The organism is Photorhabdus kayaii, from assembly GCF_025384895.1.
GTDB lineage: Bacteria > Pseudomonadota > Gammaproteobacteria > Enterobacterales > Enterobacteriaceae > Photorhabdus > Photorhabdus kayaii.
In genome coordinates this window covers 1-21,018 of record NZ_JAJAFZ010000037.1, presented here as the reverse complement: position 1 = coordinate 21,018, position 21,018 = coordinate 1, and the positions used below count along the sequence as shown (strand labels likewise).

General features: G+C 43.2%; 22 protein-coding genes and 1 pseudogene. 5 read left to right on the top strand and 18 right to left on the bottom strand.

Annotated features, from left to right (window positions below; genetic code table 11):
• The first annotated feature begins 2 nt into the window (after positions 1 to 2).
• On the top strand, positions 3 to 764 hold the full coding sequence (miaE, locus tag LGZ98_RS14290) for a tRNA isopentenyl-2-thiomethyl-A-37 hydroxylase MiaE (protein ID WP_113044080.1): 762 nt from the start codon (positions 3 to 5) through the stop codon (positions 762 to 764).
• Positions 765 to 842: 78 nt separating this feature from the next.
• A complete protein-coding gene (locus LGZ98_RS14285) occupies positions 843 to 968 on the top strand; it encodes a hypothetical protein (RefSeq protein WP_262978210.1) in 126 nt (41 codons plus the stop codon).
• A 19-nt stretch (positions 969 to 987) separates the two neighbouring features.
• Here the strand turns inward: LGZ98_RS14285 and LGZ98_RS14280 are convergent, their stop codons facing one another.
• The 13 genes from LGZ98_RS14280 to cysG all read right to left on the bottom strand — a co-directional run bounded on the left by LGZ98_RS14280 (position 988) and on the right by cysG (position 12,267).
• Positions 988 to 1,275, bottom strand: coding sequence for a HigA family addiction module antitoxin (locus LGZ98_RS14280; RefSeq protein WP_262978209.1), 288 nt, complete (start codon positions 1,273 to 1,275; stop codon positions 988 to 990).
• A 269-nt stretch (positions 1,276 to 1,544) separates the two neighbouring features.
• Positions 1,545 to 2,543: an RNA polymerase sigma factor RpoS gene (gene rpoS / locus LGZ98_RS14275; protein ID WP_113044076.1), complete on the bottom strand. Its 999-nt coding sequence runs from the start codon at positions 2,541 to 2,543 to the stop codon at positions 1,545 to 1,547.
• 51 nt (positions 2,544 to 2,594) lie between these two features.
• A complete protein-coding gene (nlpD, locus tag LGZ98_RS14270; RefSeq protein ID WP_228901511.1) occupies positions 2,595 to 3,572 on the bottom strand; it encodes a murein hydrolase activator NlpD in 978 nt (325 codons plus the stop codon).
• Between the two features lie 170 nt (positions 3,573 to 3,742).
• Entirely contained in the window at positions 3,743 to 4,369 is a 627-nt protein-coding gene (locus LGZ98_RS14265; RefSeq protein WP_112877122.1) for a protein-L-isoaspartate(D-aspartate) O-methyltransferase, read from the bottom strand.
• On the bottom strand, positions 4,363 to 5,127 hold the full coding sequence (gene surE / locus LGZ98_RS14260) for a 5'/3'-nucleotidase SurE (protein ID WP_112895934.1): 765 nt from the start codon (positions 5,125 to 5,127) through the stop codon (positions 4,363 to 4,365). The genes LGZ98_RS14265 and surE overlap by 7 nt, the downstream gene beginning before the upstream one ends.
• Entirely contained in the window at positions 5,105 to 6,154 is a 1,050-nt protein-coding gene (truD, locus tag LGZ98_RS14255) for a tRNA pseudouridine(13) synthase TruD (RefSeq protein ID WP_113044073.1), read from the bottom strand. Before truD ends, surE begins: the two co-directional genes overlap by 23 nt.
• Positions 6,155 to 6,157: 3 nt before the next feature.
• Entirely contained in the window at positions 6,158 to 6,631 is a 474-nt protein-coding gene (gene ispF / locus LGZ98_RS14250; RefSeq protein ID WP_011145090.1) for a 2-C-methyl-D-erythritol 2,4-cyclodiphosphate synthase, read from the bottom strand.
• A gap of 13 nt (positions 6,632 to 6,644) precedes the next feature.
• On the bottom strand, positions 6,645 to 7,376 hold the full coding sequence (ispD, locus tag LGZ98_RS14245) for a 2-C-methyl-D-erythritol 4-phosphate cytidylyltransferase (RefSeq protein ID WP_113044072.1): 732 nt from the start codon (positions 7,374 to 7,376) through the stop codon (positions 6,645 to 6,647).
• A 5-nt stretch (positions 7,377 to 7,381) separates the two neighbouring features.
• On the bottom strand, positions 7,382 to 7,702 hold the full coding sequence (ftsB, locus tag LGZ98_RS14240) for a cell division protein FtsB (RefSeq protein ID WP_065390098.1): 321 nt from the start codon (positions 7,700 to 7,702) through the stop codon (positions 7,382 to 7,384).
• Between the two features lie 146 nt (positions 7,703 to 7,848).
• Entirely contained in the window at positions 7,849 to 8,481 is a 633-nt protein-coding gene (cysC, locus tag LGZ98_RS14235) for an adenylyl-sulfate kinase (RefSeq protein ID WP_113044071.1), read from the bottom strand.
• Position 8,482: 1 nt separating this feature from the next.
• Positions 8,483 to 9,925 (bottom strand): sulfate adenylyltransferase subunit CysN, encoded by a 1,443-nt coding sequence (gene cysN, locus LGZ98_RS14230; protein WP_113044070.1) that lies wholly within the window; start codon positions 9,923 to 9,925, stop codon positions 8,483 to 8,485.
• Between the two features lie 11 nt (positions 9,926 to 9,936).
• Positions 9,937 to 10,845, bottom strand: a complete 909-nt coding sequence (gene cysD / locus LGZ98_RS14225) for a sulfate adenylyltransferase subunit CysD (RefSeq protein WP_113026078.1) — start codon at positions 10,843 to 10,845, stop codon at positions 9,937 to 9,939.
• 9 nt (positions 10,846 to 10,854) lie between these two features.
• Positions 10,855 to 12,267: a siroheme synthase CysG gene (cysG, locus tag LGZ98_RS14220; RefSeq protein ID WP_113044068.1), complete on the bottom strand. Its 1,413-nt coding sequence runs from the start codon at positions 12,265 to 12,267 to the stop codon at positions 10,855 to 10,857.
• Positions 12,268 to 12,410: 143 nt separating this feature from the next.
• On the opposite strand from cysG, the pseudogene LGZ98_RS14215 reads away from it, so the two are divergent.
• Positions 12,411 to 12,530 (top strand): annotated as a pseudogene (locus LGZ98_RS14215) (toxin-antitoxin system HicB family antitoxin); the annotation flags it as partial.
• Positions 12,531 to 12,647: 117 nt separating this feature from the next.
• On the opposite strand, the gene LGZ98_RS14210 reads toward LGZ98_RS14215, so the two are convergent.
• Genes LGZ98_RS14210 through cysJ form a run of 3 tightly spaced genes read right to left on the bottom strand, consistent with a single transcriptional unit; the run spans position 12,648 to position 16,911 of the window.
• Complete coding sequence (locus tag LGZ98_RS14210) at positions 12,648 to 13,382, bottom strand: phosphoadenylyl-sulfate reductase (protein ID WP_113044067.1); 735 nt, start codon at positions 13,380 to 13,382, stop codon at positions 12,648 to 12,650.
• Positions 13,379 to 15,109 (bottom strand): assimilatory sulfite reductase (NADPH) hemoprotein subunit, encoded by a 1,731-nt coding sequence (cysI, locus tag LGZ98_RS14205; protein ID WP_113044066.1) that lies wholly within the window; start codon positions 15,107 to 15,109, stop codon positions 13,379 to 13,381. Before cysI ends, LGZ98_RS14210 begins: the two co-directional genes overlap by 4 nt.
• Positions 15,109 to 16,911, bottom strand: a complete 1,803-nt coding sequence (cysJ, locus tag LGZ98_RS14200) for an NADPH-dependent assimilatory sulfite reductase flavoprotein subunit (RefSeq protein ID WP_113044065.1) — start codon at positions 16,909 to 16,911, stop codon at positions 15,109 to 15,111. The genes cysI and cysJ overlap by 1 nt, the downstream gene beginning before the upstream one ends.
• A 266-nt stretch (positions 16,912 to 17,177) precedes the next feature.
• Between cysJ and queD the strand changes: the two genes are divergently transcribed.
• Positions 17,178 to 17,540, top strand: a complete 363-nt coding sequence (queD, locus tag LGZ98_RS14195; protein WP_113044064.1) for a 6-carboxytetrahydropterin synthase QueD — start codon at positions 17,178 to 17,180, stop codon at positions 17,538 to 17,540.
• A 44-nt stretch (positions 17,541 to 17,584) separates the two neighbouring features.
• Here queD and queE read toward each other — a convergent pair whose 3' ends face one another.
• Complete coding sequence (gene queE, locus LGZ98_RS14190; protein WP_113044090.1) at positions 17,585 to 18,256, bottom strand: 7-carboxy-7-deazaguanine synthase QueE; 672 nt, start codon at positions 18,254 to 18,256, stop codon at positions 17,585 to 17,587.
• A 170-nt stretch (positions 18,257 to 18,426) separates the two neighbouring features.
• On the opposite strand from queE, the gene LGZ98_RS14185 reads away from it, so the two are divergent.
• Positions 18,427 to 19,812 (top strand): L-histidine transporter HutT, encoded by a 1,386-nt coding sequence (locus tag LGZ98_RS14185; protein WP_113044063.1) that lies wholly within the window; start codon positions 18,427 to 18,429, stop codon positions 19,810 to 19,812.
• Positions 19,813 to 20,107: 295 nt separating this feature from the next.
• Here LGZ98_RS14185 and LGZ98_RS14180 read toward each other — a convergent pair whose 3' ends face one another.
• Complete coding sequence (locus LGZ98_RS14180) at positions 20,108 to 20,890, bottom strand: endonuclease/exonuclease/phosphatase family protein (protein ID WP_112879886.1); 783 nt, start codon at positions 20,888 to 20,890, stop codon at positions 20,108 to 20,110.
• Between the last annotated feature and the right edge of the window lie 128 nt (positions 20,891 to 21,018).

The window sequence follows — 21,018 nt, the reverse complement described above, 5'->3', positions numbered from 1 at the left end:
ACATGTTTGACAAAAGCCTCTTACAACCGATATACCATTTTTTGCAATGTGAAACCCCGGATTTGTGGGTAGATAAAGCAAAACAGCCTGAAAATTTACCTATGCTTTTACGGGATCATCTATTATGCGAACTGAAAGCAGCACAGAGCGCTATGTTTTTGATCCGCAAGTATGCCGTAGATCAGCGAAGTGAGGATACACTTCTGGCATGGTTTAAACCTTATGAAGATTTTGCTTACAAGAAAATTGGCGCTCTCAATTCATTAAGAGGCCAAAACCAAGCGACCAAACAGATCACCGCCAAAGCTAATTCACCTTATAGCCAGGATCTGATTGATAAAATGGTACTGCTGATTAAAGAAGAGTTGCATCACTTCTATCAAGTGCTAGAAATCATGGACGCACGCAATATCAGCTATGAAAGCATCACTGCCAGCCGTTATGCCAAAGGCATGCTCAGCCATATCATCAACCATGAACCTTATACATTGGTCGATAAGCTGATTATCGGCGCTTATATTGAGGCGCGTTCTTGTGAACGTTTCGCCAAACTTGCCCCTCATTTAGATGAAGATCTGAGTAAATTTTATATCTCTCTGCTTCGCTCTGAAGCACGTCACTACCAAGACTATCTTTCACTAGCGCAATCTATTGCTAATGAAGATATTACCGAACGGGTAAACTATTTTGGCCGAGTTGAAGCTGAATTGATTCAAAATCCAGATAGCGATTTTAAATTCCACAGTGGCATTCCTGTAATCTGAACTGAATGTATAACCCTATGGATTTCAAGATGGATCGCGACGGCAAGGGAGCGAATCCCCGGGAGCATAGATAACTATGTGACCGGGGTGAGTGAGCGCGGCCAACAAAGAGGCAACTTGAAAGATGACGGGTATAGATTGAAAGGTGAGCTTATACTCACCTTTCAGGCCAATGACAAAACAATTGAGATAGCTCAGAATTAGGGATATTGAAATATGTTAATCAAGCTATGTGCAATCGATGAAGGTGAGACACATCGATATGCTGTTTTGCCTGCCATAACTCATAGTCTACCTGCATCCCCATCCAAACTTGAGGTGAACTGCCAATAACAACAGACAATTTCAGTGCCATTTCTGGCGAAACATCAGACTTACCAACAACCAAGCATTGCACAGTTGATGGCGCTACACCCAGTGCCTTAGCCAAGCCTCTGGCGCTCAAATTCAGAGCCTCCATAGCCTCTTTAACTAATATTCCGAGATGCGGGGGGTTATACATCATAACCATTAGTGGTAATCCTCATCGTTCACAATATATAGACATCACCACCACACAACTTCCCGAAAAAGGGAATCAGGAAAGAAGTTAAAAAAGGGCGTTAATCACATCACTGCAATTTAAATATCAGAAATCTTTGATTGAAATTTACTATCATCATCTAAGACAAAATTAGGGAATCCTACCGGGTACTGAAGAACTTGATAATACCAAGCATCAACAATGCAAAAATACGAGCAACTGTTCTTCAGAACCCAAGTAGCCAAACTATTCAACAATTAAGTACGGAATAACGCTTCAATATTCAAACCTTGAGTTTGCATAATATCTTTCAGACGTCGCAAACCTTCGACTTGGATCTGACGCACTCTTTCCCTTGTCAAACCGATCTCTTTGCCCACATCTTCCAACGTTTCAGCCTCATATCCCAAAAGACCAAAACGACGCGCTAATACTTCACGTTGCTTCGAATTCAACTCAAACAACCACTTGACGATACTCTTTTTCATATCGTCTTCCTGTGTTGTTCCCTCCGGCCCACTTTCATTCTCATCCGATAAAACATCCAATAGCGCTTTATCAGAATCACTGCTAATAGGGGTATCAACCGAAATGATACGTTCATTCAATCGCAACATACGGCTTACGTCATCAACCGGTTTATCCAGCTGCTCTGCTATCTCTTCCGGGCTAGGTTCATGATCCAATTTATGGGCAAGTTCTCTCGCTGTACGCAAGTAGACGTTGAGCTCTTTAACAATATGGATTGGCAACCGAATAGTACGGGTTTGATTCATAATCGCCCGTTCAATGGTTTGCCGAATCCACCATGTTGCATAGGTAGAAAACCTGAACCCGCGCTCCGGGTCAAATTTTTCAACAGCACGGATAAGGCCAAGATTACCTTCTTCAATTAAATCAAGAAGAGCTAAGCCTCTGTTACTGTAACGGCGGGAAATTTTGACAACCAATCGCAAGTTACTTTCGATCATTCTCTGGCGGGCAAGAACATCACCACGTAATGCCCGCCTTGCGAAAAAAACCTCTTCTTCCGCCGTCAGCAAAGGAGAAAAACCAATCTCGCCGAGATAAAGCTGTGTTGCATCAAGAACCCGCTGGCTCATGCCCTGCAATACATCTAAATCATTCTCAAAATCAGTTAGATCATCCCCATTGTTCTTCAATAATTTCTCATCGAAGTCGTCAGCTTCAATACCACTTTCATCTAAATCCGCATCATCATACAACTCGTTAACTTTCAGCGTATTTTGGCTCATAAGCTGCCCCTACCCATGATAATGCAGGCAGAATTCAGCACTCTGCCCAGTTTATCGCTGCGGAAGATAACGCAGCGGGTTTACGGATTTTCCCTTGTAACGAATTTCAAAGTGTAATCTTACAGAGCTGGTACCCGTGCTACCCATAGCGGCAATTTTTTGCCCAGCCTTGATATCCTGTTGCTCACGAACCAGCATTGTATCGTTATGAGCATAGGCACTCAGGTAGTCATCGTTATGTTTTATAATTATCAGATTTCCATATCCACGTAAGGCATTTCCGGCGTAGACAACTCGACCACCTGCTGTTGCAAATACTGACTGGCCCCTGCTACCTGCAATATCAATCCCTTTGTTACCCCCTTGGGTATCAGAGAAACTCTCAATCACTTTACCTTCAGCCGGCCACATCCAACTGCTGACAGCGCTGTTTCCACTGCTTGCGGTTGTCGTCGGTGATTCTAAATACGTATCGTTTACTGTTGATGTAGTTGCCCGTGGCAACATTTTTACACTCTTTTGCTTCCCGGAATTTGCAGGATACGCATTAGTTGATTGAGAATCAACCAGGGTTGTTTGAATTTGATTATGGTTATAAGTGGTTAACATCCCGCTACTACCGGTCCTCAAAGTCTGCCCCACCGTCAAACTGTAAGGCTCTGAAATATTATTTTTGCTTGCAAGATCACGAAAATCACTACCTGTGATCCAGGCAATATAAAACAGAGTATCACCATGCTTGACTGTATAAGTACTGCCGTTATAGCTACCTTTAGGAATACTGTCATAATCACGGTTATAAACGATTTTCCCCTGCAAATTGCTATCAGACTCACTCATCGACGAAGGTGAAGATGGCATTGGCGTAGATACAGCAGCATGGCCGGGAGATATTACCGGATAACGACTCCCGCTGCTTTGTTTTTGATCAATACTAGTGATAGGTGCAGGACGAGTTGGTGTATTTGTACAGCCTACTAACCAGACTCCCATCAATAAACACGTTACAATCCGCTGTATTTTTTTCATTGGGCTTCCCGAATTCATATTTCCTTCCCCCATAACGGCAAAGATAAGCGTAAAAAATTAATAATTCTTAAAGGTTATACATAACCACAAAAATCTCGAAACGAAAATAATTTCGCTTATTAAAGCAAATATAACCATTAATTGAAAAATAGTTGCAATAGACTATGAATTTAAGCCAGTTCCCCTTGCACAAGGGGCACAAAACGCACAGCTTCGATCACTTCACTATGAAAACCATTGCCATGACGTTTCATGGATTTAAGAATTTGTGTATGCTCGCCAACGGGCAAAACCATCACACCACCATCAGCAAGCTGAAGCATCAATTCTTGTGGGATATACGGAGGCGCAGCGGTCACAATAATAGCATCAAATAACCCACGCGACGGCCATCCTTGCCAACCATCCCCATGACGGGTTGAAACATTATGCAAATCAAGCTGTTTCAATCTCCGTTTAGCCTGCCACTGTAAGCCCTTGATCCGTTCTACCGAGAAAACATGTTTGACCAAATGCGCTAATATTGCTGTCTGATAACCAGAGCCAGTACCAATTTCCAAAACCTTAGCATCCGGTGTTAACTGAAGCAGCTCAGTCATACGGGCAACAATATAAGGCTGAGAAATCGTTTGCCCATAACCAATAGGCAAGGCCGTATTTTCATACGCTTTATGTGCCAGTGCTTCATCGACAAAACGTTCTCTAGGCACGGCAGAAATGGCGGCCAGTAAACGTTCATCATCTATTCCCTGCTGGCGTAATTGTGTCAGCAAATTTTTCATTGCCCGACTCAGCATTCTCCATCAACCTCAGCTTTAGCTAACCAATCTCTTACTAACGCCTGCGCTTTATACGCAGTCAGATCTACCTGTAATGGCGTAATAGATACATATCCCTGTTCCACCGCCGCAAAATCTGTTTCAGGACCAGCATCATATTTATCTCCCGGTGGCCCCAACCAATAAAGCATGTTACCTTTCGGATCTTGCATAGAATAAACTTCTTCCGCGGCATGACGGCTACCACAACGTGTCACCCGAAAACCTTTAATGTGCTCAAGTGGCAGATCAGGAACATTCACATTTAAAATATTACCTGCTCTCAAAGGCGTTGTTTGTAGCATCTGTAGTAAACGACATGTGATTTCTGCCGCTGTTTCATAATGCAATTCGCCATCAAGTGAAATAGCCAATGCCGGCAACCCCAGATGACGACCTTCCATCGCAGCCGCAACCGTACCGGAATAAATCACATCATCCCCAAGGTTAGGGCCACGATTAATACCAGAAACAACAATTTCAGGGCGCGGAAGAACCAGCCGATTAACACCGAGATAAACACAATCTGTTGGTGTGCCGCCCAATACCGAAATATCACCATTCTCCAGCGTATTAACACTTAATGAACGATCAAGGGTCAATGCATTAGATGCACCACTCCGATTACGATCAGGAGCAACAACCTGCACATGATAACTTTCACGCAATGCAGCCGCCAAAGCCTGAATCCCTGGAGCGGTCACACCATCATCATTACTCAACAATATTCGTAACATTATTTTGATCCTGATTGATTATTTCCCTGACCACACTGGTAGCAAAACTGCCAGCAGGCAACCAGAAACTGATTTTTACCGTGTCATTATCTTGCCATTGCCAATTCAGATTCTGAGGCTGCACCAGAATCGCCCTACGAGAACCTTCCACCCTTTCACGCTTGATAAGTTCCCACAACGATTCATAAGGCTGCAAATATTGCCGTTCAAAATCCACAGCTTGGTGCTGTGTTCCCAATTCACTGTCACCAGGCAGCGGTGCTGTTATTTGTAATTCTCCATCAATCACCCGCTGTTGCAATAAAGGCAATTCAGCTTCGTCAGCAACAAACCAACTACCACGCCCTGTTAATTGTAGGGCGTCACCCTTCATTACCTGTTGTTGCTGTTTCAGAGCAACCCGCGCACTGGCTACCGCATTAAACATAGCACTACGACTAGCTGACAGATAAAAACTGCGTTTATTTCTCTCTTTTACTCGGATTTCATTATTTGCCCAACGCTGCGCTTGAATCAGATTCTGTCCATCCCGACCAAAACGCTGTTCACCAAAATAGTTAGGCACACCACTTTGCTGAATCAACTGTAGTCTGTTTTCAACCACTTGGTGATGACTGATTTCCCGCAAAATAAGTGTAAATGAGTTTCCTTTCAATGCGCCAATGCGCAATTTACGTTTCTGACGAGCTGTCGTCAGAACTTCACATCCCTCAAGCTGAAACGAGGCAAAATCAGGATCTTGTTTGCCCGGTAAGTGCAAACAAAACCACTGTTCTGTCACTGCATTACGGTCTTTTAAACCAGCATAACTGACCGATCTAGACGGTATACCAGCGAAACGAGCGAGGTTATCTGCAACAAATTGAGTATTACAACCCGTTTTACGAATATGCACCATTAAGTGCTCACCTTCTCCATCAGGAGAAAATCCCAAATCTTCACAGACAATAAAATCTTCCGGCGAAGCCTTTAATATCCCCGTCGCTTCCGATTGCCCATACAGCCAATTTAATTCAGCCAATACCATCAATTATTCCTTAACCAGCAAAGCAACCGCTTCGCAAGCAATACCTTCTTTACGCCCAACAAATCCCAATTTTTCGGTGGTTGTGGCTTTAACATTAATATCATCAATGTGACATTGCAGATCTTCTGCCAGATTGACTCTCATTTGTGGAATATGCGGCAACATTTTGGGTGCTTGAGCGATAATCGTAATATCCAGATTGCCAATCCGATACCCCTTTTCTCTGATACGTGAATAGGCTTCGCGCAATAATTTACGGCTATCCACCCCTTTAAACGCCGGATCAGTGTCTGGGAATAATTTCCCGATATCGCCCAATGCCGCAGCACCTAACAAAGCATCCGTTGCTGCATGGAGAGCAACATCACCATCGGAATGCGCTAACAACCCTTGTTCATAAGGAATACGAACACCACCGATAATAATCGGTCCTTCACCACCAAATTTATGTACATCGAAACCGTGTCCGATCCTCATGATGTCTGTTCCTTTATTTTCTAGACAGATAAAATTCTGCCAATGCCAAATCCTCAGGACGCGTGACTTTTATATTGTCCGAACGCCCGTTAACCAACACCGGTTGATAACCACAATATTCCAGTGCGGAAGCTTCATCTGTAATATTAGCGTGTTGAGAAAGTGCTTTTGATAAACAATCCCTTAGTAACATCAACGGAAAAAACTGCGGTGTCAGTGCATGCCAGAGACCTTGCCGTTCTACTGTATGGTCAATAATCTGACCAACCCGTCCGCGTTTCATCGTATCGCGGACCGGCGATGCCAGAATACCACCGCATGCCATATTTCCCTGTTCATCGGCTTCTGCTAATTGTAACAAACGGTCAAGATCGTCATGGTGTAAACAAGGGCGGGCCGCATCATGCACTAAAACCCAGCAATGATCATTGCCAGTCAAATGAACCAGATGATTTAAACCAGCCAGCACAGAATCTGCTCGCTGTTCACCACCAGTTACCGTAGTAATGCGCGAATCTGATGCAACCTCAAGGGATTGAAACTGTGTGTCCGCGGGATTTAAAACAATCACAACATGCTGAATACGGGGATGAGCAAGTAATGCAGCCAAGGTGTGCTCAATAATAGTCTTTCCAGCAATAGACAGGTATTGCTTTGGGCAATCCGAATTCATTCGGCTACCAATACCCGCTGCTGGTACCAAAGCAATAATATCAGCACAGGAACGAAGTAATAGATTGTTCATTTTAATTATTGAGTATTATTTGGAGTCGAGGGACGCGAAGTGTTTTCTTTAGATTTATCAACGATTAAACGATAGAAAGTTTCACCCGGTTTGATCATACCCAATTCACTACGGGATCGCTCTTCGATAGCTTCTTGTCCACCCGTAAGATCATCAATTTCCGCCGATAACTGATCGTTACGCGCTTTAAGTTTGCTGTTATTACGCTCTTGCATCGCAACATCATTCTTAACCCGCACATAATCATGAATGCCGTTTTTACCAAGCCACAGTGAATACTGTAGCCATCCAAGTAAAACCAGCAATAGTAGCGTCAGTTTACCCATTTCCGCCCCCTAAAATATCTGTCAATCATCCCATAACTCAAAGAATGACGCCACTATCACAAAACAGGGTATGAGAAAAATAGTTGAATGCAGCTATTTTACACAAGCACATCACTGAAAACGCAATAATGTGCTTTTTGTTGACGTTATCCGTGATGAATCATTGAGCGTATAATGCCGCTCTTTTCCAATTCCACCAGCAACTGGGCCACGGAGATTTCAACGGATTGCTGGCCTGGAAGATAAATTTCCGGGTTATCGGGAACCTCATAGACTGAATCAATCCCCGTGAAATGACGAATTTCACCGGCACGGGCTTTTTTGTACAATCCTTTCGGATCACGGGATTCACAAATTTCCAGTGGTGTATCGACAAAAACTTCAATAAATTTCCCCGGTTCCAACAGTTCACGAACCTTTTTCCGCTCTGCTTTATGAGGGGAGATAAAAGCCGTCAGCACGACTAAACCCGCATCGACCATCAAACTGGCAACTTCACCCACACGGCGGATATTTTCCTGCCTATCCTGTTCAGAGAAACCCAAATCACTACAAAGGCCATGACGCAAGTTATCACCATCAAGCAAATACGTTTTTATTCCCCGTTGAAACAGGGCCTGCTCTAAAGCCCCGGCCACAGTGGATTTCCCTGAACCCGATAAACCAGTGAACCAAATAACCAATGCAGGATGCCCATTTTCAATCTCCCGCTGCGCTCTGGTCAGTTGATGTGGATGCCAGACAATATTTTCTGATGGCAAATTTTCAATGTCTGCCACTTTATTTACCTCCCAGTAAATCTCTGGCTCCCCAATGAGGGAAATGACGACGAATCAACCGATTCAATTCCAGTTCAAATTCGCTGAATTCTTTTGGCCCTTCATAAACATCTGTCTGAATTTCACGTACCAACCCCGCACCAACAGTGACATTAGTCAGTCGATCAATCAAAATAATGCCGCCAGTGTCGCTATTTTGCTGATAGCTATCGAGCATTAATGGTTCTTCAAAAGAAAATTCCACCGATCCAATGGCATTTAATGGTAAATCAACAGTCACCCGCTGTGTCAGGTGAGTAATATCCACTTGATATTGAATGTTCTCAACTTTCCCACGACTCTTTTTACCCGCCACTTTGATATCAAGGTTCTGCCCCTGCACCAAAGGCTGTTCAGACATCCATACCACATCCACCAGCGCATGCCGGGTAACCATCATCTCATCATCGGCAGAAATCAGGAGATCACCTCGGCTGATATCAATTTCGTCTTTCAGCACCACCGTAATGGTTTCACCCGGAACAGCAAAATTCAAATCACCATTAAAAGTCACTATCCGCTCCACCTGAGAGCAGATACCGGATGGCATGATTTTAACTTTCTGCCCTTTACGTAAAATCCCAGACGAAAGTGTGCCACTGTAACCACGAAAATCGAGATCAGGCCGGCTAACATACTGTACCGGGAAGCGCAGTAACTGCTTCGAGGCTTCCTTTTTTACATCAACTGCTTCAAGGATATCCAACAACGTTGGTCCTTCATACCAATCCATATTACGACTTCTAGTGACAATATTATCGCCATCAAGTGCAGAGATTGGGACAAAATGAACGTCCAAATCTATCGGCAATTGGGCAGCGAAATTCATATAATTCTGTTTGATCTGATCAAAAACTTCCTGACGATATTCCATCAAATCCATTTTATTCACCGCTACCACCAAATGGCGAATACCTAGCAATGTACTGATAAAACTGTGACGACGGGTCTGCTCCTGAACACCTTTACGCGCATCAATCAACAGAATAGAGAGATCACAGGTCGATGCACCCGTTGCCATATTACGGGTGTACTGCTCATGTCCCGGTGTATCAGCAATGATAAATTTGCGTTTTTCTGTTGAAAAATAACGATAAGCCACATCAATGGTGATACCCTGTTCGCGCTCTGCGGCAAGACCATCCACCAATAAAGCCAGATCTAATTTTTCACCCTGAGTACCGATACGTTTACTGTCATTCTGCAATACTGAAAGCTGATCTTCGTAGATCTGACGGGTATCATGTAACAAGCGTCCAATCAGAGTACTTTTGCCATCATCCACGCTGCCACATGTCAGGAAACGCAGTAATCCTTTCTCTTGTTGAGCGTGCAGATAAGCTTCTACGCCGCCCTGTTGTTTAATTTGATGAGCAATAGTTTCATTCTGTGCAAGTGCTGACATGGTTGTTCTCCTTAGAAATAACCTTGACGTTTTTTCAGTTCCATAGAAGCAGATTGATCACTATCAATCAGCCGCCCTTGCCGTTCACTTGTCGTCGATATCAGCATCTCTTCAATAATTTCCGGCAATGTTTCAGCATCAGATTTCACTGCTCCCGTCAGCGGCCAACAACCAAGAGTACGGAAACGAACTTTGCGCTGGCTGATAACCTCACCAGGTTTCAGATCGATCCGATTGTCATCAACCATAATCAGCGTACCCTCACGCTCCAATACCGGGCGTAATTTGGCAAAATAAAGAGGAACAATATCAATTTGCTCCAAATAGATGTATTGCCAAACATCCAGTTCAGTCCAGTTAGACAATGGGAATACGCGAATACTTTCACCTTTGTTGATCTGGCCGTTGTAATTACGCCACAATTCAGGACGCTGGTTTTTAGGGTCCCAACGATGTGAACGATCACGGAAGGAATAGATCCTCTCTTTGGCACGTGATTTCTCTTCATCACGACGAGCACCGCCGAAAGCGGCATCAAAACCATATTTATCCAGCGCCTGCTTTAACCCTTCGGTTTTCATGATGTCAGTATGTTTGGCACTACCATGCACAAATGGATTGATTCCCATTGCTTCCCCTTGCGGGTTGCGATACACCAATAGTTCAAAGCCGTAATTCTTAGCAGTACGATCACGAAACTCGTACATTTCACGAAATTTCCAGCCCGTATCCACGTGCAGCAAAGGAAACGGCAATGTTCCCGGATAGAACGCCTTGCGTGCAAGATGAAGCATGACCGAAGAATCTTTACCGATAGAGTAAAGCATCACTGGGTTTTCAAACTCGGCGGCCACTTCCCGTATAATATGAATACTTTCAGCTTCAAGTTGCTGCAAGTGTGTCAATCTTTTCTCATCCATTACAACTCCTTATGCAAAATCGACTACTGCCGGACGGCTTATCTTGGCAATAGACTGCTGCCCAAACCAAGCTATCTGATGGTGGAGTTGAGCCACCTCTCCCACCACCAGTAAGGCCGGCGACGGTGCCCTCTGTGCTAACTGTTCCAGTTCAAGCAAAGTGCCGGTTAACACTTGCTGCTCTAGACGAGTACCACCACCAATGACGGCTACTGGTGTCTCTTTCGCTCGCCCATGTAAAATTAATTGATGACTTATCAAGGCTGCCTTTACCGTCCCCATATAAATCACCAGAGTCTGATTGCCTCTGGCTAAAGCTGGCCAATCCAACTCATTACCCTTTTCTCGACAATGACCAGTAATAAAAGTGATACTCTGTGAATGTTCCCGATGAGTTAGCGGAATTCCTGCATAAGCCGCCGCCCCGATGGCGGCGGTAATGCCCGGTACAACCTGAAAAGGGATACCTGCCGATGCTGCAACTTGTAGTTCTTCACCGCCACGGCCAAAAATAAAGGGATCACCGCCTTTAAGACGAACCACTTTTTTCCCCTGTCCGGCAAATTTCACAATCAATCGGTTAGTTTCCTCTTGAGAAACAGAGTGATTACCCGCTCTTTTGCCAACGCAAATTTTATCTGCATCACGGCGAACCAGATCCAGTACATCACTGCTCACCAAATGATCATAAAGCACTACATCTGCCTGCTGAATAACCTGTAACCCCTTTAACGTCAGCAATCCCGGATCACCAGGACCAGCCCCAACCAAAGCCAGTTCTCCCTGCGAATCAGACTGTTCTAGTTGTTGCTCAAGCTGTTTTTCCGCCTGTTGGATCTGACCGTTTGCAACCAACATAGCGAAACGACCATTGAAAGCCTGTTCCCAAAAAGAACGACGCTGGCGCATGGAAGTTAATCGCTGTTTTACTCGATCACGCCAATTCCCGGCGATGTTTGCCATCATGCCAAGGCTGGAAGGCAGTAACGCTTCCAATTTCTCGCGGATTAAACGCGCCAATACTGGCGCTTTTCCCGCCGATGAAATCGCCACCAAAACCGGAGAGCGGTCAATAATTGATGGAAAAATAAATGAGCAATGAGCTTGATCATCAACCACATTGACCAAAACACTGCGCCTATTCGCCTCAGCAAAAACCCGATGATTCAGAATATAATCATCAGTCGCAGCAATGACCAAAAAGATGCCATCAAGATATTCAGGCTGGAATTCTTCCTTATACCATTCCAACTCACCAGCTTGATAACGCTGTTGTAATTCAGAGCACAATTCAGGCGCTACAACTTGTAATAATGCACCTGCCCGTAGTAGTAGAGTCGCCTTACGTGCGGCCACTTCTCCACCACCGACAAGCAATACAAGCCGCCCTTTTAGCTCAACAAATATCGGTAAGTAATCCACGATTGCCCTTGATATCCAGTGAAATATTTATAAGTACTGAAACTGTTTCGAATGAATATATGAGTCGGCGGTAAAGTTATAAAATGACAAAAAGGAATTAATTGTTCTGTAATGGAATATAGCCAACCTCTCTAGAACAGGGCTATACTCCGCGCTACCCCGAATCATTTGGGGAGCGATTACATTGTGCAGCAGCCGAGCATCAGATTTCGGTGATCGCGTTCATCATTGAAACTTTAAATGAACGAATAAAACATACATAAAAATCCACTGCAAAAAAGACTAAATTGTTTTTCAGACTATATTATATTAATCATCACCCTCGCCCCAAAGCAAAGCGAGGGCTTTATTATCAATCCCATTCAGTAAATACCGGATTTTTAATTCTCATGTAACCCACATTCTCGCTTCAAGCCAAAAAAACGGGTTTGTTCTTCACTCATGCCCGGTTCCCATTTTTGGGTTGTATGGATGTCACCAACAGAGAGATAACCTTGTTCCCATAATGGATGATATTCCAAGCCATGCTTTGTCAGATATTGATGCACACGCCGGTTATCCCAGTCGATAATCGGCAAAATCTTAAATACTCCCCGCTGTACAGCCAGAACCGGTAATTTTGATCGACTTTCAGATTGCTGACGGCGTAAACCAGCAAACCAACTTTGTGCTCTCAGATTTTTCAAAGCTCGATTCATTGGTTCAACCTTATTAATCTGATTGTAACGCTCTATTCCCTCTACGCCTTGTTCCCACAATTTCCCATAACGAGCCTCTTGCCAAGCCGGAGAATACTCAGCACTGAATACTTGCAAATTCAGTTTCAACTGCGTTGTGAGTTTATCTATGAATTGATAAGTTTCAGGGAATAGATAACCCGTATCAGTAAGAATGACCGGAATATCAGGATATTCTTGTGTCACTAAATGAAGACATACCGCCGCTTGAATACCAAAACTGGAGGAAAGAACAAACTCCCCTGGCAAATTTTCCAATACCCAGTTTACCCTCTGGTGAGCATCCATCATTTCAAGCCGAAGATTAATCTCAGCCAATGATTGCTCTTGCTGTTCAGCAGTCATACTAACAAATTGAGACAAGCTGAATTGGCTCATACCGCCTCCTGCCAATCGTAAAAATCGCGGGCTGAATCCAGTACCGGTTTGATAATATCCGTGCGGATCAGGAAATCACCAAAACCTTCATTTGGCTGCCGACCTATCGCCCAACGCCCAATAAGTTCATCCATGATGGATAAGATCTCTTGTGAGCTGATATTTTCTTTATACATGCGTGGAATACGGGTACCAATCCGATTACCACCAAGATGAAGGTTATAACGATCAAGCGCTTTGCCGACTAGCCCTACCTCCGCCAACATCGCTCTACCACAACCATTCGGACAACCCGTCACCCGCAAAACAATATGTTCATCACCAATACCGTGTTTATTCATCAATTGTTCAACATGAGTGACAAACTCCGGTAAAAAACGTTCAGCCTCAGCCATTGCCAATGGGCACGTTGGGAAAGAGACACAAGCCATTGAATTTTCACGCTGAACTGTGGTTTTATCGTCAATCAATCCATGCTGACGGGCGATGGTTTCAATGCGTTGTTTCTCACTTTCAGGAATACCAGCAATGATTAAGTTCTGGTTGGCCGTCAGGCGAAAATCCCCTTTATGTATTTTTGCAATTTCAGCAACACCGCTTTTCAGCGGCTTGCCGGGGTAGTCCAAAAGGCGACCATTCTCGATAAACAGCGTCAAATGCCATTTATCATCGATGCCTTTCAGCCAGCCAATTTGATCACCTCGACCAGTAAATTCATAAGGTCGGATTGCCTCAAATTTCACGCCAGCGCGTCTCTCTACCTCTTCTTTAAAAGTATCAACTCCAACCCGCTCCAACGTATATTTGGTTTTGGCATTTTTACGCTCAGTCCGGTTACCCCAATCACGCTGAGTTGTCACCACAGCTTCCGCAATTGCCAGCGTATGTACCAGCGGGATATAACCAAACTCACTCGCCATACTTGGATAGGTATTTTTATCACCGTGAGTCATCGCTAACCCCCCCCCCACCAACACGTTAAAACCAACCAGCTTGCTACCTTCTGCAATGGCAATAAAATTCAGATCGTTGGCATGCAGATCAACATCATTCTGTGGAGGAATAACTACCGTGGTTTTGAATTTACGCGGCAAATAAGTCGGTCCAAGAATCGGCTCTTCATCGGTCGTTGCGACTTTCTCTTTATCCAACCAGAGTTCAGCATAAGCACGGGTACGTGGCAGTAAATGTTCTGAGATTTTCTTCGCCCATTCGTAAGCTTGCTGATGTAGCTCTGATTGAATAGGATTCGAGGTACAAAGCACATTGCGGTTAACGTCATTCGCCGTCGCGAGCGAATCCAGTCCAACTTGATTCAGCAATTGATGCGCAAGTTTTACATTCCCTTTTAGAATGCCATGAAATTGAAATGTCTGGCGGTTAGTCAACCGGATACTGCCATAAAGGGTATTCTCTTCAGCAAACTTATCAATGCCCAACCATTGTTGTGGCGTAATCACGCCACCCGGCAAACGACAGCGCAACATCATTGCATGACGTGGCTCCAGTTTTTGCTCTGTGCGTTCAGCACGGATATCACGATCATCCTGCTGATACATGCCATGAAAACGAATCAACAGGAAATTGTCCCCTTCAAAACCTCCCGTCAAGCCATTAGTTAAATCTTCGCTGATCGTACCTCGCAGGAAATTACTCTCCTGCTTCATACGCTCACTGTCAGCCAGTTTACCTTCGACAATCAAAGGACCATGTTGTTTATCGTTCATTAGTACACATCCCTCTGATAACGGCGCTCAAGACGCAGTTCACTTAAAAATTCATCTGCCTGTTCGGTATCCATGCCACCATGCTCAGCAATAATATCCAACAACGCATGTTCCACATCTTTCGCCATGCGGTTTGCATCACCACACACGTACAGATGTGCCCCTTCCTCTATCCAACACCACACTTCTTCACCTTGCTCACGCAGCTTGTCCTGAACATAAACTTTATGCCGCTGATCACGGGACCATGCCAGATCAATGCGGGTCAACAAGCCATCTTTGACATAACGCTGCCACTCCACTTGATAGAGAAAATCCTCCGTAAAATGTGGATTACCAAAGAACAGCCAATTTTTCCCTTCCGCGCCATCGGCCTCTCTTTGCTGCATAAACGCCCGAAATGGCGCAATTCCGGTTCCCGGCCCAATCATGATGACAGGCGTGCGTGGATCAGCAGGCAAACGAAAATTATCGTTATGCTCAATAAAAATACGAATATCGCCATTTTCCTGTAAGCGATCCGCTAGATAGCCGGATGCGCCGCCGGTGCGGACCCGGCCGTTAATTTCATAACGAACCATGCCAACTGTAAGATGAACTTCATTCTCCACTTCTGCCTGAGAAGAAGAAATTGAATAGAGTCTTGGTGTCAAAGGCCGTAGTAAATCAATAAATTGCTGTGCCTCTGGTTGAGAAGCCGCTTCTCTTATCATATCGGCAATCGGTTTGTTGTGAGCGTATTGCTGTAATGCTTGTTTATCAGCAATCAAAGAAAATAATTTTTCATCTTTCGCGAGAACGGCGTATTTTTCCACAATCACACTGGTATTTTGGGTTAACTCAACGTGTCTGATCAGCGCTTCTCTTAATGACAATTTCTGACCATTAACCTCAACTTGTTCTGTTCCCTGCAACCAGAGCAAATTCAACACTTCATCCACCAGCTCCGGATCATTTTCAAACCAAACACCCAAAGCATCACCTGGCTGATAACGCAAACCTGAATCACCCAGATCAATTTCAATATGGCGAACATCTTTATCAGAACCACGACCCGTTATTTTCTGACGAGTAGCTAAAGCCGCAGTTAATGGTGCCTGTTTAGTATAAGAAGTTGAAAAAATTTCATTTACCGATCTGTTCTGTGCAGAAGTAGTCACAGTTCCTGTCGCAGCCGGAATACGCTGTTTCAAGATCCCAGTTAATTGTTTACGCCACTGAGCCGCAACTTGTTGATATTCCACATCAGCATCCACACGTTCCAGAAGCCGTTGAGCACCTAATTCATTCAGACGATTATCGAAATCTTTTCCAGCCTGGCAGAAACGCTCATAAGAGGTATCACCCAGACCAAAAACCGCAAATACCGTACCATTCAATTTTGGTGCCTTTTTAGAATAGAGATATTTATACAATGCAACTGCTTCCTCAGCAGGTTCTCCTTCACCTTGAGTAGAAGCAATAATTATCAGTATCTTTTCTTGAGCAATTTGTTTGAATTTATAATCACCAGCGTTGAATAGATTGACATTGAGTTTCTGTGCCAACAAATCCTCACGGAGCTGCTCAGCTAAACGACGAGCATTACCGGTTTGTGAAGCTGAAATTAATGTAATCGTCTCCTGTGCCGGAACCGCCGGAGCCACAGCCTGAACCTGTGGTTGTTGATTTACCATTCCCCAAAAATAACCAGACAGCCAGGCTAATTGAGTTGGTGAAAAATCCCCAATTGCCGATTGCAAACGCACTAGCTGTTCAGGTGAAACCGGAAGAAGTGAAATTGAAGGTGGTTTTATGCTCATGTCCTGTGCTGCCCTTTACGATTACTAATGTCCGTTATTTTTAGTAGAGAAAATAAATAGGGATGGTTTGTAAGGTTATCTCAGCGACTTGTTACTATTTAAAGAAACTATCGCAATATCAAATAACCAAAACGCCTAACCATATTTACAGATTTAATATATCTATAAAACAGTTAATAAGAGCAATGGCAAAAAAATGAAAAAACCAGGTTTAATTCAGAAGATAGGGTAGAATAGCGGGTTTTTTGAAGTCAGGGAGAACCACTATGAGCACAACGATTTTTAAAGATTTTCAGTTTGAAGCCGCCCACCGTCTGCCACATGTCCCAGAAGGCCATAAATGCGGTCGTCTGCATGGACACTCATTTATAGTACGACTGGAAATGACCGGGGAGGTCAATCCTCATAGTGGCTGGATTATGGACTTTGCCGATTTAAAAGCCCTATTCAAGCCTATTTTGGAGCAGCTAGATCACCATTACCTGAACGATATCCCTGGACTGGAAAATCCAACCAGCGAAGTATTGGCAACCTGGATTTGGCATAAAGTTAAACCAATAGTTCCACAACTCAGTGCCGTTATGGTGAAAGAAACCTGTAATGCGGGATGTATTTTCCGCGGCAAATAAAACAACTTACTGCACTAGGAAACCTCCAGTGCAGTAAGCTTTTCTCAGGCAATATTCAAATATTTATGTGTTTGCATAGACAACCGCCAATTACGGGCAATACAGGTTTCAATACATAAACGGGTAGCATCTTCTTTCTGGCTAATCGGTTGCAGTGCAATAATGCGTGATGAGTTGCCATCTAATGTCGCCAATAACTCATCCAATGCTTCAATATCTCTTTCCCTCGCAACCGGATATTTTATTTCATTAGCCCTTTGTAAAGCTTGCTGCAATACCTGATAACCACCACGCATATTAACTTTTGGTGAAACCGTCACCCAAGTAGCAACAGAACATTTAACATGATACGTTCCACTAGTTTCTATCTGGCATTGGTAGCCAAGGCTTTCTAACTCTTCGGTCAGAGGAATAAGATCATAAAGACAAGGCTCACCACCAGTGATAACAACGTGACGTGCGGTATATTTCTGTTGAACAAACAGCGCCGCAATTTGCTTAGGCGATGCTTCACTCCATTCATTGCTTTCACTCGTCTTCAGCAAAATTGTTTCCAGTGTCCGTTGCTTTTCCGCTTTTTTCTCCCAAGTGTGTTTAGTATCACACCAGCTACAACCAACCGGACACCCTTGTAGACGAATAAAAATTGCCGGGACTCCGGTAAAAAAACCTTCTCCCTGCAATGTCTGGAATATTTCGTTAATCGGGTAAAACATAAAAATCTCTGGTTTCATTAGGCAAGGGCGCATTATTGCAGATATCTATCCCTCGAACATCAATCTTTATGATAAGGTACGGGGTTTGCTTCGCTTAGCTAACATGCGACTTGTCGAGGCATTGTGTGCTTAAAATATATCTAGCACTGAGAAAGTGACAGGAATAAATAATGCAGAATAATGAAACTCAGCTGAAACGGGGTCTAACCGGGCGGCACATCCGCTTTATGGCATTAGGCTCCGCAATAGGCACAGGGCTATTCTATGGCTCCGCAGCGGCTATTCAGCAAGCTGGTCCCGCCGTATTACTCGCCTATTTAATCGGCGGTGCTGCCGTATTTATGGTGATGCGTGCATTAGGTGAAATGGCTGTTCACCATCCAGTAGCCGGTTCTTTTTCACACTATGCCAGCCATTACCTCGGACCTTTAGCCGGATTTCTAACCGGATGGAATTATATATTCGAAATGTTGATCGTCTGCCTGGCTGACGTTACTGCATTTGGTTTTTATATGAAGCTCTGGTTCCCTCATGTGGAACAGTGGATCTGGGTACTAAGCATTATCTGCTTTATTGGCGCAATTAATCTTTGTCATGTGAAGATTTTCGGTGAAATGGAATTCTGGCTTTCTATTGTGAAAGTCACCGCAATTATCGCTATGATTATCGGTGGCATGGTCATCATGGTTTATGGATTCGGCCAAGAAACAGATCATGCAACCGGTATTGCCAGTTTGTGGGAATATGGCGGTTTTATGCCTAATGGCATCAGTGGCGTGATAGCTTCACTCGCTATTGTGATGTTTGCTTTTGGCGGTATTGAAGTCATTGGTATTACTGCCAGTGAGGCAAAAAACCCTGAGAAAACGATTCCAAAAGCAATCAATGCTGTCCCTTTCCGTATTCTGCTGTTCTATGTACTGACTCTGTTTATTTTAATGTGTATCTATCCGTGGAATCAGATCGGTCAAGAAGGTAGCCCATTCGTACAGATTTTTTCTAGCTTGGGTATCAATTCTGCTGCTAACATTCTCAATATTGTAGTGATTACTGCCGCAGTTTCAGCAATCAATAGCGATATTTTTGGTGCTGGCCGTATGATGTACGGCATGGCCCAAGAAGGACAAGCGCCTAAATCATTCACCAAGCTGAGCCGTAATGGCGTACCCTGGATGACTGTAATCGTTATGTCAGCGGTTCTATTAATTGGGGTTATACTCAACTATATGATTCCGGAAGAAATTTTCATTATCATTGCCTCTATCGCAACATTTGCTACTGTATGGGTATGGTTAATGATCCTACTTTCTCAGGTTGCTATGCGTCGCAAAATGAGCAAAGAAGAAGCTAAGACCCTGAAATTCCCCGTTCCTATGTGGCCAATAGCACCTGCATTAACCATTATCTTTATGGTATTTGTTATTGTATTACTGGGCTATTTCGAGAAAACCCGCATTGCATTAATTGTGGGAATCACATGGGTAATCTTATTATCAATCACCTATTTCTTTAGCAAAAAGAAAAATATTTCTCAAATCCATCAGATAAACAAATAATTTTCATTCATAAATGCCAGATTAATCTGGCATTTATTTTAATTTATCCAAATGAAATATATTTAATATTTACCTTAATATAATCAAAACATATTAATTAAAATAATTTATATATCATATCAATAGAAATAAATTTTATTTTTAATAATATAAACCCGTCGAAACATATAATAAACAGTTACAACGAAGTAATAATGATATAATATTTTTAAGTCATAAAGTCATGTTTTTTCAATGAATTAAATAAGAATTTAATTCATTGAAAAATAGACGAATATATTCTTATAATAAAGAATTAATAAAAATTCACAACAAGAGGATTATGATCGGAGGCATCAGTGAGTATTACAGTAGCATTAGCTATATTCAACTCTCGGAAAAAAATAAAATCTAAAGGTCTGCCAAACGCGATTGTTCTATAGTCATCAGTAAAAGATACTTCTTCAAGGTGTAAATATCTGGTAAAACGTTTTAAAGCATTTAATCGTTGCTTACTCCATGCATTAAAGTCACCAGCCATAATGACTGGACCATTATGTAAACGAACATGAGCACCAATGTTATTCAACTGGCGGCTATACACATCCACACCAAAACTGAAATTTATCGCATGCACATTAATAACCATTAACTGACGATTATCCTGTAAAAGATAAACAGTGATGAGAGCGGATTTAGATAAACGTAAAAGGGGCTCTTTCTCTCTCAGTGGGCAGCAATAGACAGGATGAGAAGTTGCTAACGTCATTACACCAGAGGGGTGTTGTGGTAATAGAAATGCAGGAACTTGATCAGATATTAGGTAATTTGAGGTAGCAAATTCAACTAAATCAGGGGTTGTCTGCGCTTCTTGTAATAAAATCAACTGGCTTTCGTTAGTCAGCTCTTTCAGAACCTTTCGCCATGAAGGACGCTGCTGTTTATAGATATTCCATACAACAACCCTAAGCTCATTTGTACCAGTGGTCAAAGGAGTACCTACAGGTAATGTATTCCCAAGCTGATGAGTCGACATAGGAAAGACACGTTCAACAGGTTGTCCAGCAACATATCTTATCGCATAGGTTTTTTTTACCACGTAAAAAACCTCTTAAATGCAGAATAACTATAAAAACTATCCGATTCTATCAAATAGAATAAGGTAATTATTGATTTTAATATTCATAAACAGCAAAAAACCCTGAAATTTCTCTCAGGGTTTCTCTA

Bases quoted from the DNA above. Each gene is read 5' to 3' on its own strand.
- cysN (WP_113044070.1), bottom strand. From the start codon at position 9,925: ATGTCAGCACTTGCACAGAATGAAACTATTGCTCATCAAATTAAACAA.
- cysD (WP_113026078.1), bottom strand. From the start codon at position 10,845: ATGGATGAGAAAAGATTGACACACTTGCAGCAACTTGAAGCTGAAAGT.
- LGZ98_RS14185 (WP_113044063.1), top strand. From the start codon at position 18,427: ATGCAGAATAATGAAACTCAGCTGAAACGGGGTCTAACCGGGCGGCAC.
- LGZ98_RS14210 (WP_113044067.1), bottom strand. From the start codon at position 13,382: ATGAGCCAATTCAGCTTGTCTCAATTTGTTAGTATGACTGCTGAACAG.
- cysJ (WP_113044065.1), bottom strand. From the start codon at position 16,911: ATGAGCATAAAACCACCTTCAATTTCACTTCTTCCGGTTTCACCTGAA.
- miaE (WP_113044080.1), top strand. From the start codon at position 3: ATGTTTGACAAAAGCCTCTTACAACCGATATACCATTTTTTGCAATGT.
- truD (WP_113044073.1), bottom strand. From the start codon at position 6,154: ATGGTATTGGCTGAATTAAATTGGCTGTATGGGCAATCGGAAGCGACG.
- ispF (WP_011145090.1), bottom strand. From the start codon at position 6,631: ATGAGGATCGGACACGGTTTCGATGTACATAAATTTGGTGGTGAAGGA.
- LGZ98_RS14265 (WP_112877122.1), bottom strand. From the start codon at position 4,369: ATGCTGAGTCGGGCAATGAAAAATTTGCTGACACAATTACGCCAGCAG.
- ftsB (WP_065390098.1), bottom strand. From the start codon at position 7,702: ATGGGTAAACTGACGCTACTATTGCTGGTTTTACTTGGATGGCTACAG.
- ispD (WP_113044072.1), bottom strand. From the start codon at position 7,376: ATGAACAATCTATTACTTCGTTCCTGTGCTGATATTATTGCTTTGGTA.
- surE (WP_112895934.1), bottom strand. From the start codon at position 5,127: ATGTTACGAATATTGTTGAGTAATGATGATGGTGTGACCGCTCCAGGG.
- LGZ98_RS14280 (WP_262978209.1), bottom strand. From the start codon at position 1,275: ATGGTTATGATGTATAACCCCCCGCATCTCGGAATATTAGTTAAAGAG.
- queD (WP_113044064.1), top strand. From the start codon at position 17,178: ATGAGCACAACGATTTTTAAAGATTTTCAGTTTGAAGCCGCCCACCGT.
- nlpD (WP_228901511.1), bottom strand. From the start codon at position 3,572: ATGAAAAAAATACAGCGGATTGTAACGTGTTTATTGATGGGAGTCTGG.
- cysI (WP_113044066.1), bottom strand. From the start codon at position 15,109: ATGAACGATAAACAACATGGTCCTTTGATTGTCGAAGGTAAACTGGCT.
- rpoS (WP_113044076.1), bottom strand. From the start codon at position 2,543: ATGAGCCAAAATACGCTGAAAGTTAACGAGTTGTATGATGATGCGGAT.
- queE (WP_113044090.1), bottom strand. From the start codon at position 18,256: ATGTTTTACCCGATTAACGAAATATTCCAGACATTGCAGGGAGAAGGT.